The following is a 17,153-nucleotide window of genomic DNA, read 5'->3' as shown; positions in this document are numbered from 1 at the left end:
CCCCTCACCCCCGGTACAGCGCCTCGATCTCCCGGGCGTACGCGGACTCGATCGCCCGGCGCTTCAGCTTCAGGGACGGCGTCAGCAGCCCGCGCTCCTCGCTGAACTGCGCGGCCAGTATCCGGAAGGTGCGGATCGACTCGGCCTGCGACACCAGCGTGTTCGCCGCGACGACGGCACGCCGGATCTCGTTCTCCAGGTCCGTGTCGTGCACCAGTTCCCTGGTCGGCAGCCGCGGCTTGCCGCGGATCGCCAGCCAGTGCGCCACGGCCTCCGGGTCCAGCGTGACCAGCGCGGCCACGTACGGCCGGTCGTTGCCGACCACCACGCACTGCCCGACCAGCGGATGCGCCCGCACCCGGTCCTCCAGCGCGACCGGCGACACGCTCTTGCCGCCGCTGGTCACCAGGATCTCCTTCTTGCGCCCGGTGATGGTCAGATAGCCGTCCTCGTCGAGCATGCCGAGATCCCCGGTGGCCAGCCAGCCGTCCTTGAGGATCTCCTCGGTCGCCTTGACGTTGTTGAGGTAGCCGGGGAAGACCTGCCCGCCGCGCAGCCAGATCTCGCCGTCCTCGGCGATCAGCACGGAGGTGCCCGGCACCGGCAGACCGACGGTGCCGAAGCGGGTCTGCTCGGGAGGGTTCGCGGTCGCCGCGGCGGTGGTCTCCGTCAGACCGTAGCCCTCGAAGATCGTCACACCCGCGCCGCAGAAGAACAGGCCGAGGCGCCGCTCCATCGCCGAGCCGCCGGAGATCGCGTGCCGGACGCGGCCGCCCAGCGCGCCGCGCACCTTGCTGTAGACGAGCTTCTCGTAAAGCTGGTGCTGCATCCGCAAGGAGGCGCTCGGCCCCGGTCCGAGGCCGAAGGCGCGCGCCTCCACCGCCTCGGCGTGCCGCACCGCGACCTCCACGGCCTTCTCGAACGGCGCCAGCTTCCCGCCCGCCTCCGCCTTTCGCCGCGCAGCCTGGAAGACCTTCTCGAAGACGTACGGCACGGCCAGCACGAAGGTCGGCCGGAAGGACGCGAGCGACGGGATCAGCTCGGCGGCGGTCATACCGGGCTGGTGGCCGAGCCGGATCCGGTGCCGTACGCACGCCACCTCCACCATCCGCCCGAAGACGTGCGCGAGCGGCAGGAAGAGCAGGGTGGACGGCTCCTCGCCGGGCTTGCTGGAGAAGACCGGCTCCCAGCGGGCGACGACGTTGTCCGTCTCCGCCATGAAGTTGCCGTGGGTGATGACGCAGCCCTTGGGGCGCCCGGTGGTGCCCGAGGTGTAGATGACCGTCGCGGTCGCGCCCGGCGTCACGGCGAGCCGGTGCCGCTCGACGACGTCGTCCCCGATGTGCCGCCCCGCCGCGGCGAGTTCCTCGACGCAGCCCGCGTCGAGCTGCCACAGCCGGTGCAGCCGCGGCAGCTCGTCCACGGCCGCGCCGACGGTCATCGCGTGGTCCTCGTGCTCCACGACCGCCGCGACCGCCTCCGAGTCGTGCAGCATCCAGCGGACCTGCTCGGAGGACGACGTCGGGTACACCGGCACCGGCTGCGCGCCGATCGACCACAGCGCGAAGTCGAAGAGCGTCCACTCGTAGCGGGTGCGGGACATGATCGCGACCCGGTCGCCGAACCTGATGCCCTGCGCGAGCAGCCCCTTGGCGATCGCGAGCACCTGGTCGCGGAATTCCTCCGCGGTCACGTCCTGCCACTCGCCCCGCTCGTCGGCGCGCGCGAGCACCACCTGGTCCGGGGCCTGCCGCGCGTTCCCGAACACGGCATCCGCCAGACCGCCGGCCTGGGGTGCTGTGGCCAGCGGGGGGACGGTGAACTGACGCAACGGGTGCTCTCCTCGGGCCTGGTGCGGCCGTAAGTTACCCGATCCCGGGCCGCGGCGGGAGGGGGCCGAAAGTTTCGCCGAATCGGACGTCTGTACTGGTGAAGCAGGGGTTTCCGGCGGTCACAGGGCAACCGGCCGGATCCCCGCGCCCCGGGGGGCGGCGGAAGGCGGGTGCGGATCTCCACCAAATCTGCCCGCTCCGGCCACGCCCACTCCACCCCAAAGGATCGCCACCGCCCCGCACGCCCCGCCCTTCCCGTGAGTACGGCTGCCGCGCTCGGGCAGCGGGCGGACCAGGGGTCAGAGCAGCGGGCGGTGCAGCAGGCCGCCGCCCGCGAGGATCGCACCGGCCAGCGCGTCCGCCGCCTCCTGGACGCGCGAGGCCCGCCGCCCGTGCCGCAGGACGAAGTCCACGCCGCCCAGGTCCGGCAGCCCGCCGGCCCGCGACTGGACCCGCACCAGCCCGGCCGGAATCAGCCCTTGCGGATGCGCCATCACCCCCAGGCCCGCCCGGGCCGCCGCGACCAGGCCGCCCAGCGAGCCGCTCGTCCCCGCCAGCTGCCACGCCCGGCCGTGCCGCTCCAGCACGTCCAGCACCCGCACCCGGGTGAGGGCCGGCGGGGGATGGGCGATCAGCGGCACCGGGCGGCGCGGGTCGAGTCGCAGCCGCTCGCCGCCTATCCACACCAGCTTGTCCCGCCACACCAGCCGCCCCGGGCCCTCCGGGCCCGAGCGCTTGGCCAGGCACAGGTCCAGCCCGCCGGCGTCCAGCCGCTCGTGCAGCGCGCCGGACAGTTCCACCGTCAGCTCCAGGTCCACCTCGGGGTGGTCGTGCCGGAAAGCGGCCAGGATCTCCGGCAGCCGGGTCGGCACGAAGTCCTCCGACACCCCGAACCGCAGCCGCCCGCGCAGCCGGGTGCCGGTGAAATACGCCGCCGCGCGCTCGTTGGCCTCCAGGATCGGCCGGGCGAAGCGCACCATGGCCTCGCCGTCCTCGGTCAGCTCCACGGCGTGGGTGTCGCGCAGGAAGAGCCGGCAGCCCGCCGACTCCTCCAGCCGCCGCACGTGCTGGCTGACGGTGGACTGGCGCAGGCCGAGCCGGTGCGCCGCCTGCGTGAAGCTCAGCGTCTGCGCGACGGCGAGGAAGGTCCGCAACTGGGCGGGCTCGAACATGGCGGCACGTTATCGCGGGCCGTGATGGCGGTCGCGTCGGTAATCGGCCATCCCTGACGGCTGCTTCACGGCCACCGCGTCACAGCCGCAGCGCGGCCACCAGCAGCACCGCGAGCGACCACGACGTGAAGAGCCCGTACGCGAACAGCTCCCGCCCCCGGTCCCCGGCGCGCAGCTGCCGCAGCAGCACCCACCCGAAGAACAGCGCCTCCGCGCCCGCGCCCGCGACCCCGTAGGCCGGGTGCCGGATCCCGACGAGGACGGCGGCGGTGGCGGCGGTGTGCAGGACCCCGGCGCCGGTGAGGACCCACAGGTGCCGGCCCTGCCGCAGACCGAGCCGCGTCAGGCTGTCCAGCCGCTCGACCCCCGGCCCGAACCGGGTGAGCGCGGCGAGCGCCGACGGCACCACCTCCAGCAGCAGCAGGACCGTCAGGACGGCACCGAGGACGAACACCGCGGGGGCTCCTTGCAGGCGGAACCGGCCGGCGAGGACCGGCCGGACGGCGGGCGGCCGGCTGGGCGCGGCCGCCGCTCAGTGTGCCCGATCGGACGCCAGTGCGATACGGCCCTCGCCCGCGTAGACGTTCATGGAGTCGCCGCGCAGGAAGCCGACCAGGGTCAGCCCGTTCTCCCGGGCCAGGTCCACCGCGAGCGACGACGGTGCCGACACCGCGGCCAGCACGGGCACCCCCGCCATCACCGCCTTCTGGGCCAGCTCGAAGGACGCCCGGCCCGACACCATCAGGATCCGGTCCGCGAGCGGCAGCCGCCCCTCCCGCAGCGCCCGCCCGACCAGCTTGTCGACGGCGTTGTGCCGCCCTACGTCCTCGGCCGCGTCCAGCAGCCCGCCGCCCGCGTCGAACAGCGCGGCGGCGTGCAGCCCGCCGGTGCGGTCGAAGACCGCCTGCGCGTCGCGCAGCCGCCCGGGCAGCTGCGCGAGCAGCGCGGGCGTCAGCCGCGGCCCGCCCGCGGGGTCCACCGGCAGTCGGGTCGCGGTGCGGACCGCGTCCAGGCTGGCCTTGCCGCACAGCCCGCACGACGACGTCGTGTAGACGTTGCGCTCCAGCGTGATGTCCGGCACCGGCACCCCGGGCGCGAGCCGCACGTCCACCACGTTGTACGTGTTCGCGCCGTCGGCCGTCGCACCGGCGCAGTAGACGACGTTCGCGACCTCCTCCGCCGCGGCCAGCACACCCTCGCTGACGAGGAAACCGGTGGCCAGGGCGAAGTCGTCGCCCGGCGTGCGCATCGTGATCGCCAGCGCGCGGCCGTTCAGCCGGATCTCCAGCGGCTCCTCCGCCACCAGCGTGTCCGCCCGGTGCGCGGCCGCCGCCCCGCGGATCCGCAGCACCCGCCGCCGCTCCGTGACCCGTCCCATCCGGCCCCACTCCTCCCGCGCTCCCGCCGCGCCCCGCCGGCCGCTCCGTGCGCCCCGCGCTCCCGGCCCGGCACCAGGCGAGGGTGTCATAGGGTGATCCGGACCGCGCAGCGAGCACCACGGACTCCCAGGATGGCAGAACCGAGATGAGCGACCAGCCGACCGCCGAGCACACCCTGGAAGGCGACGAGCGGGCCCTGCAGCGGCTGCGCGAGCTGCGCGGCAGCATCGACAACCTCGACGCCGCCCTCGTCCACCTGCTCGCCGAGCGCTTCAAGTGCACCCAGCAGGTCGGCGAGCTCAAGGCCGCCCACGACCTGCCCCCCGCCGACCCGGCCCGCGAGGCCGCCCAGATCTCCCGCCTGCGCCGCCTCGCCGAGGACGCCCGCCTCGACCCCGCCTTCGCCGAGAAGTTCCTGAACTTCATCATCGACGAGGTCGTCCGCCACCACCGCGCCATCGCCGCCCGCCCCCAGCAGGCCGGCGGGAATCCCAGGTGAGAAGCACCGCGGATCCTTGGTAAGGTTGACCCAGTCACCCCGACCCAGGCGGTCGGGGCGGTCGACCCGGTCCGGGTGGCGGAATGGCAGACGCGCTAGCTTGAGGTGCTAGTGCCCTTTATCGGGCGTGGGGGTTCAAGTCCCCCCTCGGACACCAGCGAAAACCCCAGTTGACCTGGGGTTTTTCTGCTTTTGCGGGCAGACGTGCGGCTCGCTGTCAGTGGCGGCCCCTACTGTGCGTCCATGGCCGACGCCCCTCGGAAACCCCTTCAGCAGCCCGCCGACCGCCGGGCGGGGACGACCGCAGCCCCGTCCGGGGGCCTGGCGGCCGACGCCGGGCCCAGAGGCGTCGCGCTGTACCACGACATGCGGGTCGAGGAGGATTTCGCCAGGTGCGCCCACCGCCTCTTCTCGGTTCTCAAGAAGGCCGCGGTGTCCAACCCCGGTGCCCCGCGCTACCTGTTCATGGACGTCCAGGGGCACCGGAACTCGGTCGGAGGCTTCGACGCGGACGCGTGGGAGATCATGCAGGAGTTCCTGCTGGGATACCTCGGTCCATATCTCACGGAGATTAACACGCCGCTCTGCCACGTCCGGAACCCGCAGCCGCAGCGTGAGGACATCCCCGACGTCCTGACCATCAGGGACCCCGGCCGCGAGCACACCTACGACCACCGCGAGCTGCCGGTGCGCGGCCGGGACACCTGTGCCGACGGGCGCAGGTCCAGGCCCTCGGTCCGGGCCATCGCGGACTACCTCGGTCTCGACGAGCCGATCTGCCTGATCTGCTGGCAGAAGCCGGTGGAAAGGGCCCACGTGGTCCCGGCGTCGCTCGGCGGGTCCAACGACGTGCGCAATTTCGCTCTCCTCTGCCCGCGCCACCACCGCGAGGCGCCCGACGTCGCGGACGCCGAGGCGTTCTGGTCATGGGTCGACTACGCGTGCGAACGGGACGGTCACATGAAGTGGGCGGGTCTGGGGACGGGGGACCTTGCGCGCATGAAAGACGTCGGTATCCGCCTGGACACGTCCGGACCGGTACGGAAGAGCCTGCACCACTTCGGCCGGGTCCGTGACGAACTCGTACGTCACTACGGCTGGACACCCGAGGACTTCGCGGGCGGCGACCAGCGATGGGTCGCGCTCATGGAGCATTTCCACGCGGTCATGGACAAGGCGACCAGCACCCACTTCAACGTCGCCAAGAAGGCGTCGACCGAGGCATGGGCCTTCGAGGTCGCGCGCCGCCGACTGGCCGATGCGCCCGCGGAGCCCGCCGCTGACCGGCCGCCGCCGGTGTCGAGCCGCCCACCGGCCGAGATGGCGGAATGGACCGTACGCAAGGCACCGGGCAACGACGGCGCGCGGAGCCTTGCCGAAGCGGCGCGGCGGGCGGACATCGCGATCGAGGCTGCCGCGCTCGTGCGCGACATCATCGGGTCGACGGGGGTGTCCACCGCCGCCGACGTGTTGCGCGGCGTCAGGGAGGAAGTGGCTGACCGGACCGCGCAGTTCGATCGGCTGACCGGAGAGCTGATGGACCACGCGAGCTGCCGGCACTGCGGCCACACCATAGCCAGGATCGGGGAGAGCCCCTGGCGCCACGTGACTGCGCCGCTCATGTCCCGCGGCTGCCGGGCCGCCAGCTACGACCGGAACGGCACGTGGGACAACGCCCTCGAGCGGGCGTGGAAGGCAACGCCGCCGAAGGCCCACGGATGAGTCGCCCCGGGGCGCCGCTGTGGACGGCCGTCACGACGGAAGTGCCGCGAGGAGGCCGGTCGTCGCCTCGTGGAGGCGGGCGGCGGCGGTGGGGGAGAAGGCGGAGGTGTCGGTGGGGACGCGGCGGCCCTCCAGGACGGCGGTCAGTCGGGCCGGCGGAGCGGTGAGGTAGGGGAGGACCTGGGCGACGGCCCGGGAGACGGGCTTGCCGGTCGCCCGGAGGCCCGCGACGTGGGCGGCGGTCGCCCGGTCGTACTCGCCGGCGAAGCTCGTCGACACCACGCCGGGGTGGTTGACGACGTAGTGGACCGGGGTGTCGGCGTAGGTCCGGGCGCAGTGCGCGGCCAGCAGGTCGCAGAGGGCGCCGCCGTGGCCGAGGGCGCCGGTCCCCGGGTAGTCGCGGCGCAGCTGGAGGTCGTCCCAGCGGACGGGGCCGGCGAGGCCCGCGGCGCCGAAGTTGAGGACGACGGCCTGCTCGGCGCGGCGGAGCGGGCCGATCAGGCCGTGGCTGAGGAGATGGCGGCTGAGGTAGTAGAGCGCGAAGGTGCTCTCGAAGCCGTCCGGGGTCTCCACGCGGGTGGAGCGGTGGTAGCGCGCGCCGAGTACCAGCAGGTCGACCGCCGGGTAGGCGGCCGTGACGTGGTCGATCACCCGGCGGTTCTCCGCGACCAGGCTCAGGTCGGCCCGCAGGAAGCGCGCGCGGCCGCCGGCTCCGCCGCGGGCGGCTGCGGCCAGGAACGCCTCGCCTTTCGCCGTGCTCGTGCCGACGATCAGCACCTCGTGGCCGCGCTCCAGGTACGTGTCCGCGAGGGCGCGGCCGATGCCGTCGGTGCCTCCGGTGATGACTGCGGTGGGCATGGTCGTCCTTCCGGGAGGCGCGGTGGGGACGCGCGTCAGATGATTTGGTTTGATCAATCAAAGCATCTGGCCCGGTGTCCGGCAACAGCCGCCGGGCGCCGGTGAGTTGGGGGGCGCTGCCCGGTCAGGCGAGCGGGTCGCCGTACCCGGCCTCGGCCATCGCGGCGAGCATGTGCTCCTGGACCCGGAGCAGCGTGTCGGCCGCCCGGCCGAGTTCCTCGGGTGCGGCCGGAGCGAACGCGCCGGCCAGCAGTTCGCAGCGGGCGGCCCGGACCCGGGCGAGCGCGTCGCGGCCCTGGGAGGTGATGGCGATGACGCCGGAACGCGCGTCGGCCGGGTCGGGGAGGCGGCTGACGAGCCCGTCGGCCTTCAGCCTGCGGAGCTGGAGCGACACCGTCGATATGTCGATACGCAGGCAGTCCGCGATGTCCGACACCCGCATCGCCCCGGCGACGTCGAAATGCTCCAGCAGCCGCAGCGCGCTCGGCGGGACGTCGCACCCGGACAGCCGGGCGACCTCGGCCCGGGTGTACTTGCTCTCGCTCCAGCGGACGACCGCGGAGAGGGCCGCTTCCAGACGGGCCAGCTCCGCCGGCGGCGGCGTCCGCGGGGCGGCCCCGGGCGCCGGGGCGGGGGAGGAGGCCATGCGGCCAGGTTACAAGGCGGGCCGGGGTGCGGCGGCGGGGCGGCGCGGCAGGCGGGGTCCGCTCAGCGCAGGTCGGTGATCTCGGGGGCGTAGACGGTGCCGAGCGGCTCGGGGCCCACGTACTGCTGGCAGTTGCACTGCTGCGACTCGAACTGGAGCGGCTGGCGGTCGGCGTCCCACAGCGACGGCGTCTCGACCTCGGCGTGGCACCTGCCGTCGTCCCTGCCGTGCATCGCGAGGTGGTGGGTGCAGCCGCAGATCGCCTCCGGCGGGCGGTTCGCCGACGCCAGCGCGCTCTGCTTGCGCTCCTCGGCCTTGATCAGGTCGAGCTTGCGCTTGTGCCGCCGGTCCGTCGCGTCCTTGATCCGCTCGCCGATGGTTCCGCCGCCGAACAGGACCACCGGAATGATCCACCACAGGTTCTGCATTTCCCTGACCCCCGTCACTCGGTGCGCTCAGCATATCGCCGCAGGCGGCCCGCCCGGCAGGCCCGGTCAGGGGCCCTGCCGGGCGGGCCGGGTGAACGGCGCCGGGTAAACGATTTGGCGTAGACGTGCCGACCCCGTAAGGTTGGGTTCACCGACGCGGGGTGGAGCAGCTCGGTAGCTCGCTGGGCTCATAACCCAGAGGTCGCAGGTTCAAATCCTGTCCCCGCTACTCAGGGAAGGGCCCGGTGCCGTCACGGCACCGGGCCCTTCTGCTTGCCCGTGCGCCCACGGCACGTCACCGGCGGCGCCGGGTGCGGTCCCGCTCGCGGACCGGCTCGTACGGCGGGACGTCTCGGCCCGGCTGGTAGTGCGGCCCCTGCCGCATGTGCCGGACGACGACCACGCAGTCCGCCGCGGCGAGGGCAGCGATCGCCGCGCAGAAGGCGGCCCAGCCGGGCTGGCCGAAAAAGGCGAAGCCGACGGCGGCGGCGATGCCCCAGACCAGGCCGCACACGGCAAGCCCGAACCGCAGCCGCAGCGGGCTGCGGGCCTGTGTCGGTTCGTATCCGGTTCTTCGCACATCGGCTCCCGGTATAGGCTCCCGCCTTCCAGCCTCCCTCGCCGCCGCGCCCGGCGGAAGCCCCGGCCGCCGCACGTCCCGGGCCGCAAGGACGGGCACACCCGGCCGGGGGCGGCGCCCGGGGTCCGGCGGCCGGTAGGTTGGGGGGTCGTGAGTGCCACCCTCCTTGCAAAAGACATCGCCGCCGGTCACGGCGCCCGCCGGCTCTTCGACGGCCTGGACCTCGTCGTCGCGCCCGGCGACGTCGTCGGGCTCGTGGGCGTCAACGGCGCCGGCAAGTCCACGCTGCTGCGCCTGCTGGCCGGTCTGGAAGCCCCGGAACGGGGGGACGTACGGCTCAGCCCGGTGAACGCCACCGTCGGGTACCTCCCGCAGGAGCCGGACCGCAGGGACGAGTCCGTCCGCGACTTCCTGGCCCGCAGGACCGGCGTCACCGCCGCCCAGCAGGCTCTGGACGCCGCCACGCAGGCCCTCGTCGAGGAAGCTCCCGGCGCGGACGACGCCTACGCCGAGAGCCTGGAGCGCTGGCTCGCCCTCGGCGGCGCCGACCTCGACGAGCGCGCCGACGAGGCGGCCGAGGCGCTGGGCCTGGGCGTCGGGCTCGACCGGCGGATGCCCGCGCTGTCCGGCGGCCAGGCTGCCCGCGCCGGGCTCGCCTCGCTGCTGCTGAGCCGCTACGACGTCTTCCTGCTCGACGAGCCCACCAACGATCTGGACCTCGACGGCCTGGAGCGGCTGGAGAAGTTCGTCTCGGGCCTGCGCGCCGGCACGGTCCTGGTCAGCCACGACCGCGAGTTCCTGGCCCGCACCGTCACCCGCGTCGTCGAGCTGGACCTCGCGCAGCAGCAGGTCGCGGTCTACGGCGGCGGCTACGACGCGTATCTGGAGGAGCGGGCCACCGCGCGCCGGCACGCCCGCGAGGAGTACGAGGAGTACGCCGACACCAAATCCGGTCTTGAGGCCCGGGCGCGGATGCAGCGCGGCTGGATGGACAAGGGCACCCGCAACGCGCTGCGCAAGGCCCCGGACAACGACAAGATCGCCCGCCGGGCGCGCGCCGAGGGCAGCGAGAAGCAGGCCGCCAAGGCGCGGCAGACGGACCGGATGATCGAGCGGCTGGAGAAGGTCGAGGAGCCGCGCAAGGAGTGGGAGCTGCGGATGGCGATCGCCGCGGCCCCGCGCTCCGGCGCGGTCGTGGCGACGCTGGGCGGCGCGGCCGTCAGCCGCGGCGGCTTCCGCCTCGGCCCGGTCGACCTGCGGATCGACTGGGCCGACCGGGTCGCGATCACCGGCGCGAACGGCTCCGGCAAGTCGACCCTGCTCGCCGCGCTGCTCGGCCGGCTGCCGCTGGACGAGGGCACCTCCACGCTGGGCCCCGGGGTGCGCGTCGGCGAGGTCGACCAGGCCCGCGGCCTCTTCCGCGGCGACGAGCCGCTGCTGGACGCCTTCCGCGCCCCGGCGCCCGAGCTGGAGCCGGCCGAGATCCGCACCCTGCTGGCGAAGTTCGGGCTGAAGGCCGACCACGTGATGCGCCCGGCGGCCACCCTGTCGCCCGGCGAGCGCACCCGGGCGGCGCTGGCCCTGCTCCAGGCCCGCGGGGTCAACCTGCTGGTCCTGGACGAGCCGACCAACCATCTGGACCTGCCCGCGATCGAGCAGCTGGAGTCGGCCCTGGCGGCGTACCAGGGCACCCTGCTGCTGGTCACGCACGACCGGCGGATGCTGCACGCGGTGCACACCACCCGGCGGATCGAGGTCGCGGACGGGCGGATCACCGAGCGCTGACCGCGTCCCGCCGCGGAGGGGAACCCGTTCGGGCGTCCTTGCGTCCCATCGCCGACGGACCCGCCCGCGGCGGCGGGGGAAGCGGTGGGAGAGGGGATCCCGATGCGCCATCGGACGCTTGCCGGGACGGTGCTGCGGCCGGGGCTCGCGGCGGCGGCGGTGCTGGCCGCGGTGCTGGCCGCGGGCTGCGGCTCCGGCTCGGGCGGCACACGGACGCTCCCCGCACCCGGTGCGCCCGGCGGCGCGAGCACGTCCGCCGGGAGCACGGCCGCGAAGTGCGGGGACGTCGTCTACACCCTCTTCCGCAAGGGCGGGAGCGGCGCCCCCATCTGCCTGGACGTCGGAGCGACGCTGCGGGTGCGCAACGGCTCGGCCCCGCAGCCGGGCACGGTGCGGGGCGACGCGCTGGAGGAGGTCGCCCCGGGCGTCTACCGCGGGGTGTCCGCGGGCCGCGCCGAGGTGGGCGGCACGGCGCGGGCCTGCCCGGACGAGCCCGGCAAGGTGAGCTGCCTGGCCGTCACGCAGTGGAGCCTGACCGTCGACGTCCGCTGACCCGGTCGGACGTCCCGACGGACGGCGACGGGCCCGGACCGGCAGTGGGGGCCGGTCCGGGCCCGTCGCGCGACAAGCGGTGCGACGTCCCGTCAGGAGGCGGGGGTCAGCTCGCGTTGAGAGCGGTGTCGTCGAGCAGGAAGGAGGTCGCCAGGGTGGAGTCCTCGGTCCCGGTGAACTTCAGGGTGACGGTCTTGCCGACGTAGGAGCTGAGGCTCACGCTGTGCTGGACGTAGCCGGTGCCCTGGTTGACGTTGCTGTAGCTGGCCACGGTGGTGCCGTTGGCGGCGACGGTGAACTTGTCGTACGCCGTGCCCGTGCCCTCGTCGGAGGAGATGTACAGGTAGAAGCTCAGGGTCGCGGTGGAGCAGCTCGCCGGGACGGTCACCGACTGGGAGACCGTGTCGGTGTGCGTGGTGCCGTAGCCGTCGAACCAGGCCTTGTAGGAGCCGGAGTGGGCCGGGGCGTCGGTGCTGCTGTCGATGACGCCGGTGGAGGCCGTCCAGCCGGTGCTGCCGCTCTCGAAGCCGGGGTTGGCCAGCAGCTGGCCCGCGGTGCAGGTGCCACCGCCGCCGGTCGAGGTGACCGCCCAGCTGAAGGACGCCGAGCCGGAGGCGCCGGTGGAGTCCGAGGCGGTGACGGTGACGGAGGAGGTCCCGGTGGCCGTCGGGGTGCCGGAGATCAGGCCGGTGGAGGAGCTGATGCTCAGGCCTGCGGGCAGGCCGGAGGCGGAGTAGGTCAGGCTCTGCCCGGAGGCGGAGTCACTGGCGTGGATCTGCAGGCTGACCGCGGTGCCGACGACCGTGGACTGGCTGCCGGGGCTGGTCACGGTCACGGTGTTGCCGCCGCTGGAGGTGCCGTTGGTGAAGGCGGACGTGCCGTTCGGGGTGCCGAGGCCGGTCGGGCCGTCGTAGCCGGCCTGCGCGGTGCACAGGTAGCTGCCGCTGCACGAGCCGTTGCTGCCGCTGGTGACGTCGTTGAGCGCGCTGGTGTGGGCGTACGGGTACGACGCCGGGGTGGTCCCGGAGGCCGGGGTGCCGGCCAGGGCGTAGACCGAGGCGATGATCGGCGACGAGGCGCTGGTGCCGCCGTAGACCTGCCAGCCGCTGGCCTGGTAGCTGTCGTAGACGGCCAGGCCGGTGGCCGGGTCGGCGACGGCGGAGACGTCGGCGACGGTGCGCTTGGAGCAGCCGGTGTCGGCCTGCCAGGTCGGCTTGGCGTCGTAGGACGAGCAGCCGGAGCCGGTGCCCTCGGTGCTGGAGGTGTTCCAGACCGTCTCGCTCCAGCCGCGGCTGGTGCCGCTGGCGCGCTTCAGCGCGGTGCCGCCGACGGCGGTGACGTACTTCGACGATGCCGGGTACTCCGCGCCGTAGCCCGAGTCACCGGAGCTGACGGTGATGGCGACGCCCGGGTGGTTGAAGTACGACGAGTCGTAGCTGGTGTCGGAGGAGGACTCGCCGCCGCCGTAGCTGTTCGAGACGTACTTCGCGCCGAGGGTGACCGCCTCGTTCACCGCGGTGCCGAGGTTGGCCATGCTCGCGCTGGTGGCCTCGACGAGCAGGATGTGGCACTGCGGGCAGACCGCGCTGACCATGTCGAGGTCGAGCGAGATCTCGCCGGCCCAGCCGGAGTCGGCGGTCGGGTAGCTGGTGCCGCCGGTCTGGTTGACCTTCTTGAAGCAGCCGTTGGCCGTGGTGCAGGCCGGCAGGCCGTACTGGCTGCGGTACGTCGCCAGGTCGGCCTCGGCGCTCGGGTCGTCCTGGGCGTCGACGATGGCCACGGTGGCGCCGGAGCCGGCCGACGACGGCAGGGCGTAGGCGCTCTGCAGGTCGGTCGGCCCGTAGCCGGACGGCGTGGCGTCGGGGCTGATGCCGAGGTGGTGCACGACGTCGGTACGCGCCAGCGCCAGGCAGGACATCCCGCCGGGCGTGGACGCCTTGGCACACAGGTGCGCGGTGGTGGAACTCGCCGCGCTGCCGGTCGCACCGGTGGCTGCGGTCCCGGTGGTGGGTACGGCGGCCGCCGACGACGGGGCCGCGGTGGCGAGCATGCCGCCGGTGATCAGGGCGCCCGAGGCGACGATCGCCACCGCGGCGCGGCGGACGGCTCGTCTGATCGGGCCGGGACTTGTCAGCTGCAATGAACTGCCCTCCGTGGGGGATCGGCTCCCGAGGGTCCGCCGGACGGTCAAACTGTCAGGGTCATGACAAGTAACCATCGAACGGTTCCGACTGGGACATTCGTGTGTGGCGCACGTTCACCGGTGATCACGTTGACCAGAGTTGTCAATGCCCGTTCACTGTCACCACGTTCAGTGGTGGCCATGCTGAACGTAGTGAAACGCGCGCCAAGGGACCACCGGGTAATGGCAAAGCCTTTCCCTCGAATCCGTGGTCACAGGTCCCCTGCCCGCTGCCGTGAGCGATCAGGGACGTATACGTTGTGACGCGATGAACACCGAGGAAGAGTCCGTGGGAGACCTTGTCGCGCTGGGTCTCGCGCGCTATGAGGCGCGGGTCTACCTCGCCCTGGTCCGCCGCGAGTCCTACACCGCGGCCGAGGTCGCGCGCGCCGCCGACGTGCCCCGGCAGCGGGTGTACGACGTGCTGGACACGCTCGTCCGGCGGCGGCTCGCCGTCGCGCACCCGGGGCGGGTGGCGACCTTCTCCGCCGTCGACCCGGAGCTGGCAGTCGCCCGGCTGATGACCCTTCAGCGCGAGCAGCTGGAGCGTCTCGACCGGGTCTCCACCGCGCTGACCTCCGCGCTCGTGCCGGTCTGGGCGGACGGCCGGGACCAGACCGTGCCGCTGGACTACGTCGAGATCCTGCGCGACCCCAAGGCCATCGCCGAGGCCTTCGCCGACATCCAGGCGCACGCCCGGGAGGAGCTGCTCAGCTTCTGCAAGCCGCCCTTCGTCGCCCCCGCCGCCAACACCGCGGGCATCCGCGCCACCCGCCGGCTGCACCGCTCGGGCGGGACGGTGCGGGCCATCTACACCCGCGACGCGCTCGACGACGGCGAGGTGCTGGAGAACGTACGGCGCTTCGGCGCGGCGGGCGAGGAGTGCCGCTTCACCGACGAGCTGCCGCTCAAGCTCATCGTCGCCGACGCCCGGCTGGTGCTGTGCGACATGCCCGACCCGGTCGCCGGCACCGGCGCGACCACCGCGCTCTACATCGAGCACCCCGCCCTCGCCGCGTGCCTGCGGCTGGCCTTCCTGACCGTGTGGGACAGCTCCCGCACGGCAGCCGGCGCACTGGCCCCCGACGCGGGCGCCATCCACTCCTGACACGCGCGCGTGCACCCGTGACCACGGGCTTCGGGGCTACAGTGAGCCCGTGGCCGTGTTCCTGCTCGGCTTGGGCGCCGCCTGCTGCCTCGGCTTCGGTTTCGTGCTGCAGCAGCGCGCGGCAGCCCGCGCCCCGCTCGCGGACTTCCTGTCCTTCCGGCTGCTGCTCGACCTGATCCACATGCCCGACTGGCTGCTGGGCGTCGGGCTCATGGTGTGCGGCCAGGTGCTCGGCGCGATCGCCCTCGGATACGGCGAGATCTCGCTCGTCGAACCGCTCACCGCCACCAACCTGCTCTTCGCGATGGCGCTGTCCCGCCGGCTGTCCGGCCAGCCGCTGGGCTGGAACGGCTGGCTGGGCGTCGGGCTGCTCGCCCTCGGCGTGACCGCCTTCATCGTCGCCGGGCGCCCCAGGGGCGGCGGCGCGGAGGCCGGCGCGCTGCGGCACTGGCTGGTCTTCGGCACCGTCGCCGGGCTCGCCCTGCTGCTCACCCTCAAGGCCCGCCGGCTGCCCCGGTCCGGCGAGGCGGCCCTGCTCGGCCTGGCCGCCGGGCTGCTCTACGGGCTGCAGGACTCGCTCACCCGGGTGTGCGGCCAGATCGTCCAGGACCAGGGGATCGGCCAGCTCCTGGTGTCCTGGCAGCCGTACGCGGTGGGCGGGCTGGGGCTGACCGGCATGCTGCTGGTGCAGAGCGCCTTCGAGATGGCACCGCTGCGGATGTCGCTGCCGTCGCTCACCGCCGCCCAGCCGATCGCCGGCATCGTCTGCGGGGTGGGCTTCCTCGGCGACCGGCTGCGCTTCACCGCCGGCGCGCTGGCCTGGGAGGCCGCGGGGCTCGCGGCGATCGTGGTCGGCGTGGTGCTGCTCGGCCGGCACCCGGCGATGCCCGCCGGCAGCGCCGAACGCGAACCCGTCGGTGCCACCCGGCTGCGCTGACGCGCCCAGCCGTCCGCCGTCCGCCGTCCGCCGCCCGACAACCGGCGACGGCAGGTCCGTACCACGTCCGTACCCGGCGACGGCCCCGCATGCGCCGCGGTCATATGTGGCGCCGATACGGTCGAAGTGCGTCGGATCGCGGGCACAAGCGGTCGAGAGCGGTCGCGAAACGCCCAAAGATGCGGACCTTACGGTTTCCCGCGCTGGTGGGGTGCGGCCTTCACGACACTCGTGCCATGAGGGCGGACGCCGCCGGACGACCGGCGGTGCCTGCGGGGACTCACAACCGAAGGCGATGGTGGGTGCGGTCATGGACGTCCGCGGGAGGATCGCGCACGACCAGGTTCCGGCTCCTGGACCGTACGAAGGAGTGTGGCGCTTCACCGCCGCCGCCGAGGACGCCTCGGTGCCGCAGGTGCGGCACGGCGTGCGCACCCTCGTCGCGGACCTCGGGGTGCCGATCGACGACGACATCCTCTACGGGCTGCTGGTGATCGTCTCCGAGCTGGTCACCAACGCCGTCAGGCACGCCGCCGTGCTGTCGCCCGAGCTGGACGTGGAGGTCGCGGTGGGCCCGGACTGGATCAGGGTCGCGGTCGAGGACCAGCACCCTTACCGGCCCAAGGCGCTGGAGGCCGACCACGCCAGGACCGGCGGCCGCGGGCTGCTCCTGGTCAAGACGATCACCACCGAGGCCGGCGGCACCTGCGACATCGCGCAGACCCCCTCCGGCGGCAAGGTGATCTGGGCGGCCGTGCCCCTGCAGCCGCCCGCCCCCTGACCGCCCGCCGATGCGCCGGACCTGCGGGCGGCGGCGGGTCGGCGGGCGGTCAGGGGGCGGCGTGGGACCGGCGGCGCGGGCGGACGGCTACCAGCCCGCGCCGCCCCCGGTCAGCTCGCGCACCGCGGGCAGCGCCGCGTCCAGCACCGTGCCGAACCACGCCGAGAACGTGCCGTCGGCCCGCTGCTTGGCCAGCTCCTCGGGCGTGACGAACGCGGTGTCGTCGATCTCCTCCGGGTCCGGCCGCAGCTCGCTGCCCACCAGACCCACGAAGAGGTGGTTGAACTCCTGCTCCACCAGGCCCGACGCCGGGTCCGGGTGGTTGTAGCGCACCGTGCCCGCCTCGCGCATCAGCGCCGGCGCGGCCCCCAGCTCCTCCGCGGTGCGCCGCGCCGCGGCGACGAACGGCGGCTCGCCCGGGTAGGGGTGCCCGCAGCAGGTGTTGGACCACACACCGGGGGAGTGGTATTTGCCCAGTGCCCTGCGCTGGAGCAGCATCCGGCCCTCGCCGTCGAAGAGGAAGACCGAGAACGCCCGGTGCAGCCGGCCCGGGGCCAGGTGCGCCGACAGCTTCTCGGCTGTGCCGATCGTCACACCGCCCTCGTCGACCAGTTCCAGCATGATCGGCTCCGCGGCCTCGACCGTGGACGGCGGCGTGGCAGGGGTGCCGGCGGCAGGGCTGGTAGGCATAA

17 protein-coding genes and 2 tRNA genes are annotated in these 17,153 nt (G+C 73.7%); 9 read left to right on the top strand and 10 right to left on the bottom strand.

Annotation, left to right across the window (positions count from 1 at the left end; translation table 11 throughout):
• Positions 1–4: 4 nt before the first annotated feature.
• From IH54_RS0118255 to fdhD, 4 genes are all read right to left on the bottom strand, one after another.
• Positions 5–1,831: an AMP-dependent synthetase/ligase gene (locus IH54_RS0118255; protein WP_031518051.1), complete on the bottom strand. Its 1,827-nt coding sequence runs from the start codon at positions 1,829–1,831 to the stop codon at positions 5–7.
• A gap of 300 nt (positions 1,832–2,131) precedes the next feature.
• The gene (locus IH54_RS0118250; protein ID WP_031518050.1) at positions 2,132–3,004 is read right to left on the bottom strand and encodes a LysR family transcriptional regulator; all 873 of its coding nucleotides are present in this window, start codon (positions 3,002–3,004) and stop codon (positions 2,132–2,134) included.
• Positions 3,005–3,083: 79 nt separating this feature from the next.
• Entirely contained in the window at positions 3,084–3,458 is a 375-nt protein-coding gene (locus tag IH54_RS45595) for a hypothetical protein (RefSeq protein ID WP_031518048.1), read from the bottom strand.
• Positions 3,459–3,536: 78 nt separating this feature from the next.
• Positions 3,537–4,382 carry a formate dehydrogenase accessory sulfurtransferase FdhD gene (fdhD, locus tag IH54_RS0118240; protein WP_031518046.1) on the bottom strand — a complete coding sequence of 282 codons (846 nt, stop codon included), beginning with the start codon at positions 4,380–4,382 and terminating at the stop codon, positions 3,537–3,539.
• Positions 4,383–4,528: 146 nt separating this feature from the next.
• On the opposite strand from fdhD, the gene IH54_RS0118235 reads away from it, so the two are divergent.
• From IH54_RS0118235 to IH54_RS46195, 3 genes are all read left to right on the top strand, one after another.
• Positions 4,529–4,882 carry a chorismate mutase gene (locus tag IH54_RS0118235; RefSeq protein ID WP_031518040.1) on the top strand — a complete coding sequence of 118 codons (354 nt, stop codon included), beginning with the start codon at positions 4,529–4,531 and terminating at the stop codon, positions 4,880–4,882.
• 69 nt (positions 4,883–4,951) lie between these two features.
• A tRNA-Leu gene (locus IH54_RS0118230) sits at positions 4,952–5,039 on the top strand.
• Positions 5,040–5,125: 86 nt separating this feature from the next.
• Positions 5,126–6,604, top strand: a complete 1,479-nt coding sequence (locus tag IH54_RS46195; protein ID WP_063762324.1) for an HNH endonuclease — start codon at positions 5,126–5,128, stop codon at positions 6,602–6,604.
• Positions 6,605–6,634: 30 nt separating this feature from the next.
• On the opposite strand, the gene IH54_RS0118215 is transcribed toward IH54_RS46195, so the two are convergent.
• The 3 genes from IH54_RS0118215 to IH54_RS0118205 form a co-directional block, all read right to left on the bottom strand.
• Positions 6,635–7,462 (bottom strand): SDR family NAD(P)-dependent oxidoreductase, encoded by an 828-nt coding sequence (locus IH54_RS0118215; RefSeq protein WP_031518038.1) that lies wholly within the window; start codon positions 7,460–7,462, stop codon positions 6,635–6,637.
• A gap of 124 nt (positions 7,463–7,586) precedes the next feature.
• Positions 7,587–8,108 (bottom strand): MarR family winged helix-turn-helix transcriptional regulator, encoded by a 522-nt coding sequence (locus IH54_RS41735; protein ID WP_052397592.1) that lies wholly within the window; start codon positions 8,106–8,108, stop codon positions 7,587–7,589.
• 62 nt (positions 8,109–8,170) lie between these two features.
• Entirely contained in the window at positions 8,171–8,536 is a 366-nt protein-coding gene (locus IH54_RS0118205) for a hypothetical protein (protein WP_031518034.1), read from the bottom strand.
• A 155-nt stretch (positions 8,537–8,691) separates the two neighbouring features.
• On the opposite strand from IH54_RS0118205, the gene IH54_RS0118200 reads away from it, so the two are divergent.
• A tRNA-Met gene (locus tag IH54_RS0118200) sits at positions 8,692–8,765 on the top strand.
• A 66-nt stretch (positions 8,766–8,831) separates the two neighbouring features.
• On the opposite strand, the gene IH54_RS0118195 is transcribed toward IH54_RS0118200, so the two are convergent.
• Positions 8,832–9,116: a DUF6343 family protein gene (locus IH54_RS0118195; protein ID WP_043181417.1), complete on the bottom strand. Its 285-nt coding sequence runs from the start codon at positions 9,114–9,116 to the stop codon at positions 8,832–8,834.
• A gap of 150 nt (positions 9,117–9,266) precedes the next feature.
• On the opposite strand from IH54_RS0118195, the gene IH54_RS0118190 reads away from it, so the two are divergent.
• Complete coding sequence (locus IH54_RS0118190) at positions 9,267–10,901, top strand: ABC-F family ATP-binding cassette domain-containing protein (RefSeq protein WP_031518031.1); 1,635 nt, start codon at positions 9,267–9,269, stop codon at positions 10,899–10,901.
• 102 nt (positions 10,902–11,003) lie between these two features.
• The gene (locus IH54_RS0118185) at positions 11,004–11,453 is read left to right on the top strand and encodes a hypothetical protein (protein WP_159011922.1); all 450 of its coding nucleotides are present in this window, start codon (positions 11,004–11,006) and stop codon (positions 11,451–11,453) included.
• A gap of 106 nt (positions 11,454–11,559) precedes the next feature.
• Here IH54_RS0118185 and IH54_RS0118180 read toward each other — a convergent pair whose 3' ends face one another.
• Entirely contained in the window at positions 11,560–13,503 is a 1,944-nt protein-coding gene (locus tag IH54_RS0118180; RefSeq protein ID WP_107060198.1) for a putative Ig domain-containing protein, read from the bottom strand.
• A 400-nt stretch (positions 13,504–13,903) separates the two neighbouring features.
• Between IH54_RS0118180 and IH54_RS0118175 the strand changes: the two genes are divergently transcribed.
• From IH54_RS0118175 to IH54_RS0118165, 3 genes are all read left to right on the top strand, one after another.
• Positions 13,904–14,743: a TrmB family transcriptional regulator gene (locus tag IH54_RS0118175; protein WP_031518025.1), complete on the top strand. Its 840-nt coding sequence runs from the start codon at positions 13,904–13,906 to the stop codon at positions 14,741–14,743.
• Between the two features lie 49 nt (positions 14,744–14,792).
• Positions 14,793–15,680, top strand: a complete 888-nt coding sequence (locus IH54_RS0118170; protein ID WP_031518023.1) for a DMT family transporter — start codon at positions 14,793–14,795, stop codon at positions 15,678–15,680.
• A 310-nt stretch (positions 15,681–15,990) separates the two neighbouring features.
• Positions 15,991–16,461: an ATP-binding protein gene (locus tag IH54_RS0118165; RefSeq protein WP_043181444.1), complete on the top strand. Its 471-nt coding sequence runs from the start codon at positions 15,991–15,993 to the stop codon at positions 16,459–16,461.
• 87 nt (positions 16,462–16,548) lie between these two features.
• On the opposite strand, the gene idi is transcribed toward IH54_RS0118165, so the two are convergent.
• Positions 16,549–17,151 carry an isopentenyl-diphosphate Delta-isomerase gene (idi, locus tag IH54_RS0118160; RefSeq protein WP_031518018.1) on the bottom strand — a complete coding sequence of 201 codons (603 nt, stop codon included), beginning with the start codon at positions 17,149–17,151 and terminating at the stop codon, positions 16,549–16,551.
• Positions 17,152–17,153 lie beyond the last annotated feature (2 nt).

The sequence above is a fragment of the Streptomyces sp. NRRL F-5123 genome (assembly GCF_000721495.1).
Classification (GTDB): Bacteria; Actinomycetota; Actinomycetes; order Streptomycetales; family Streptomycetaceae; genus Actinacidiphila.
The sequence above is the reverse complement of the archived record's forward strand: the minus strand, read 5'-3'. Positions and strand labels throughout refer to the sequence as shown.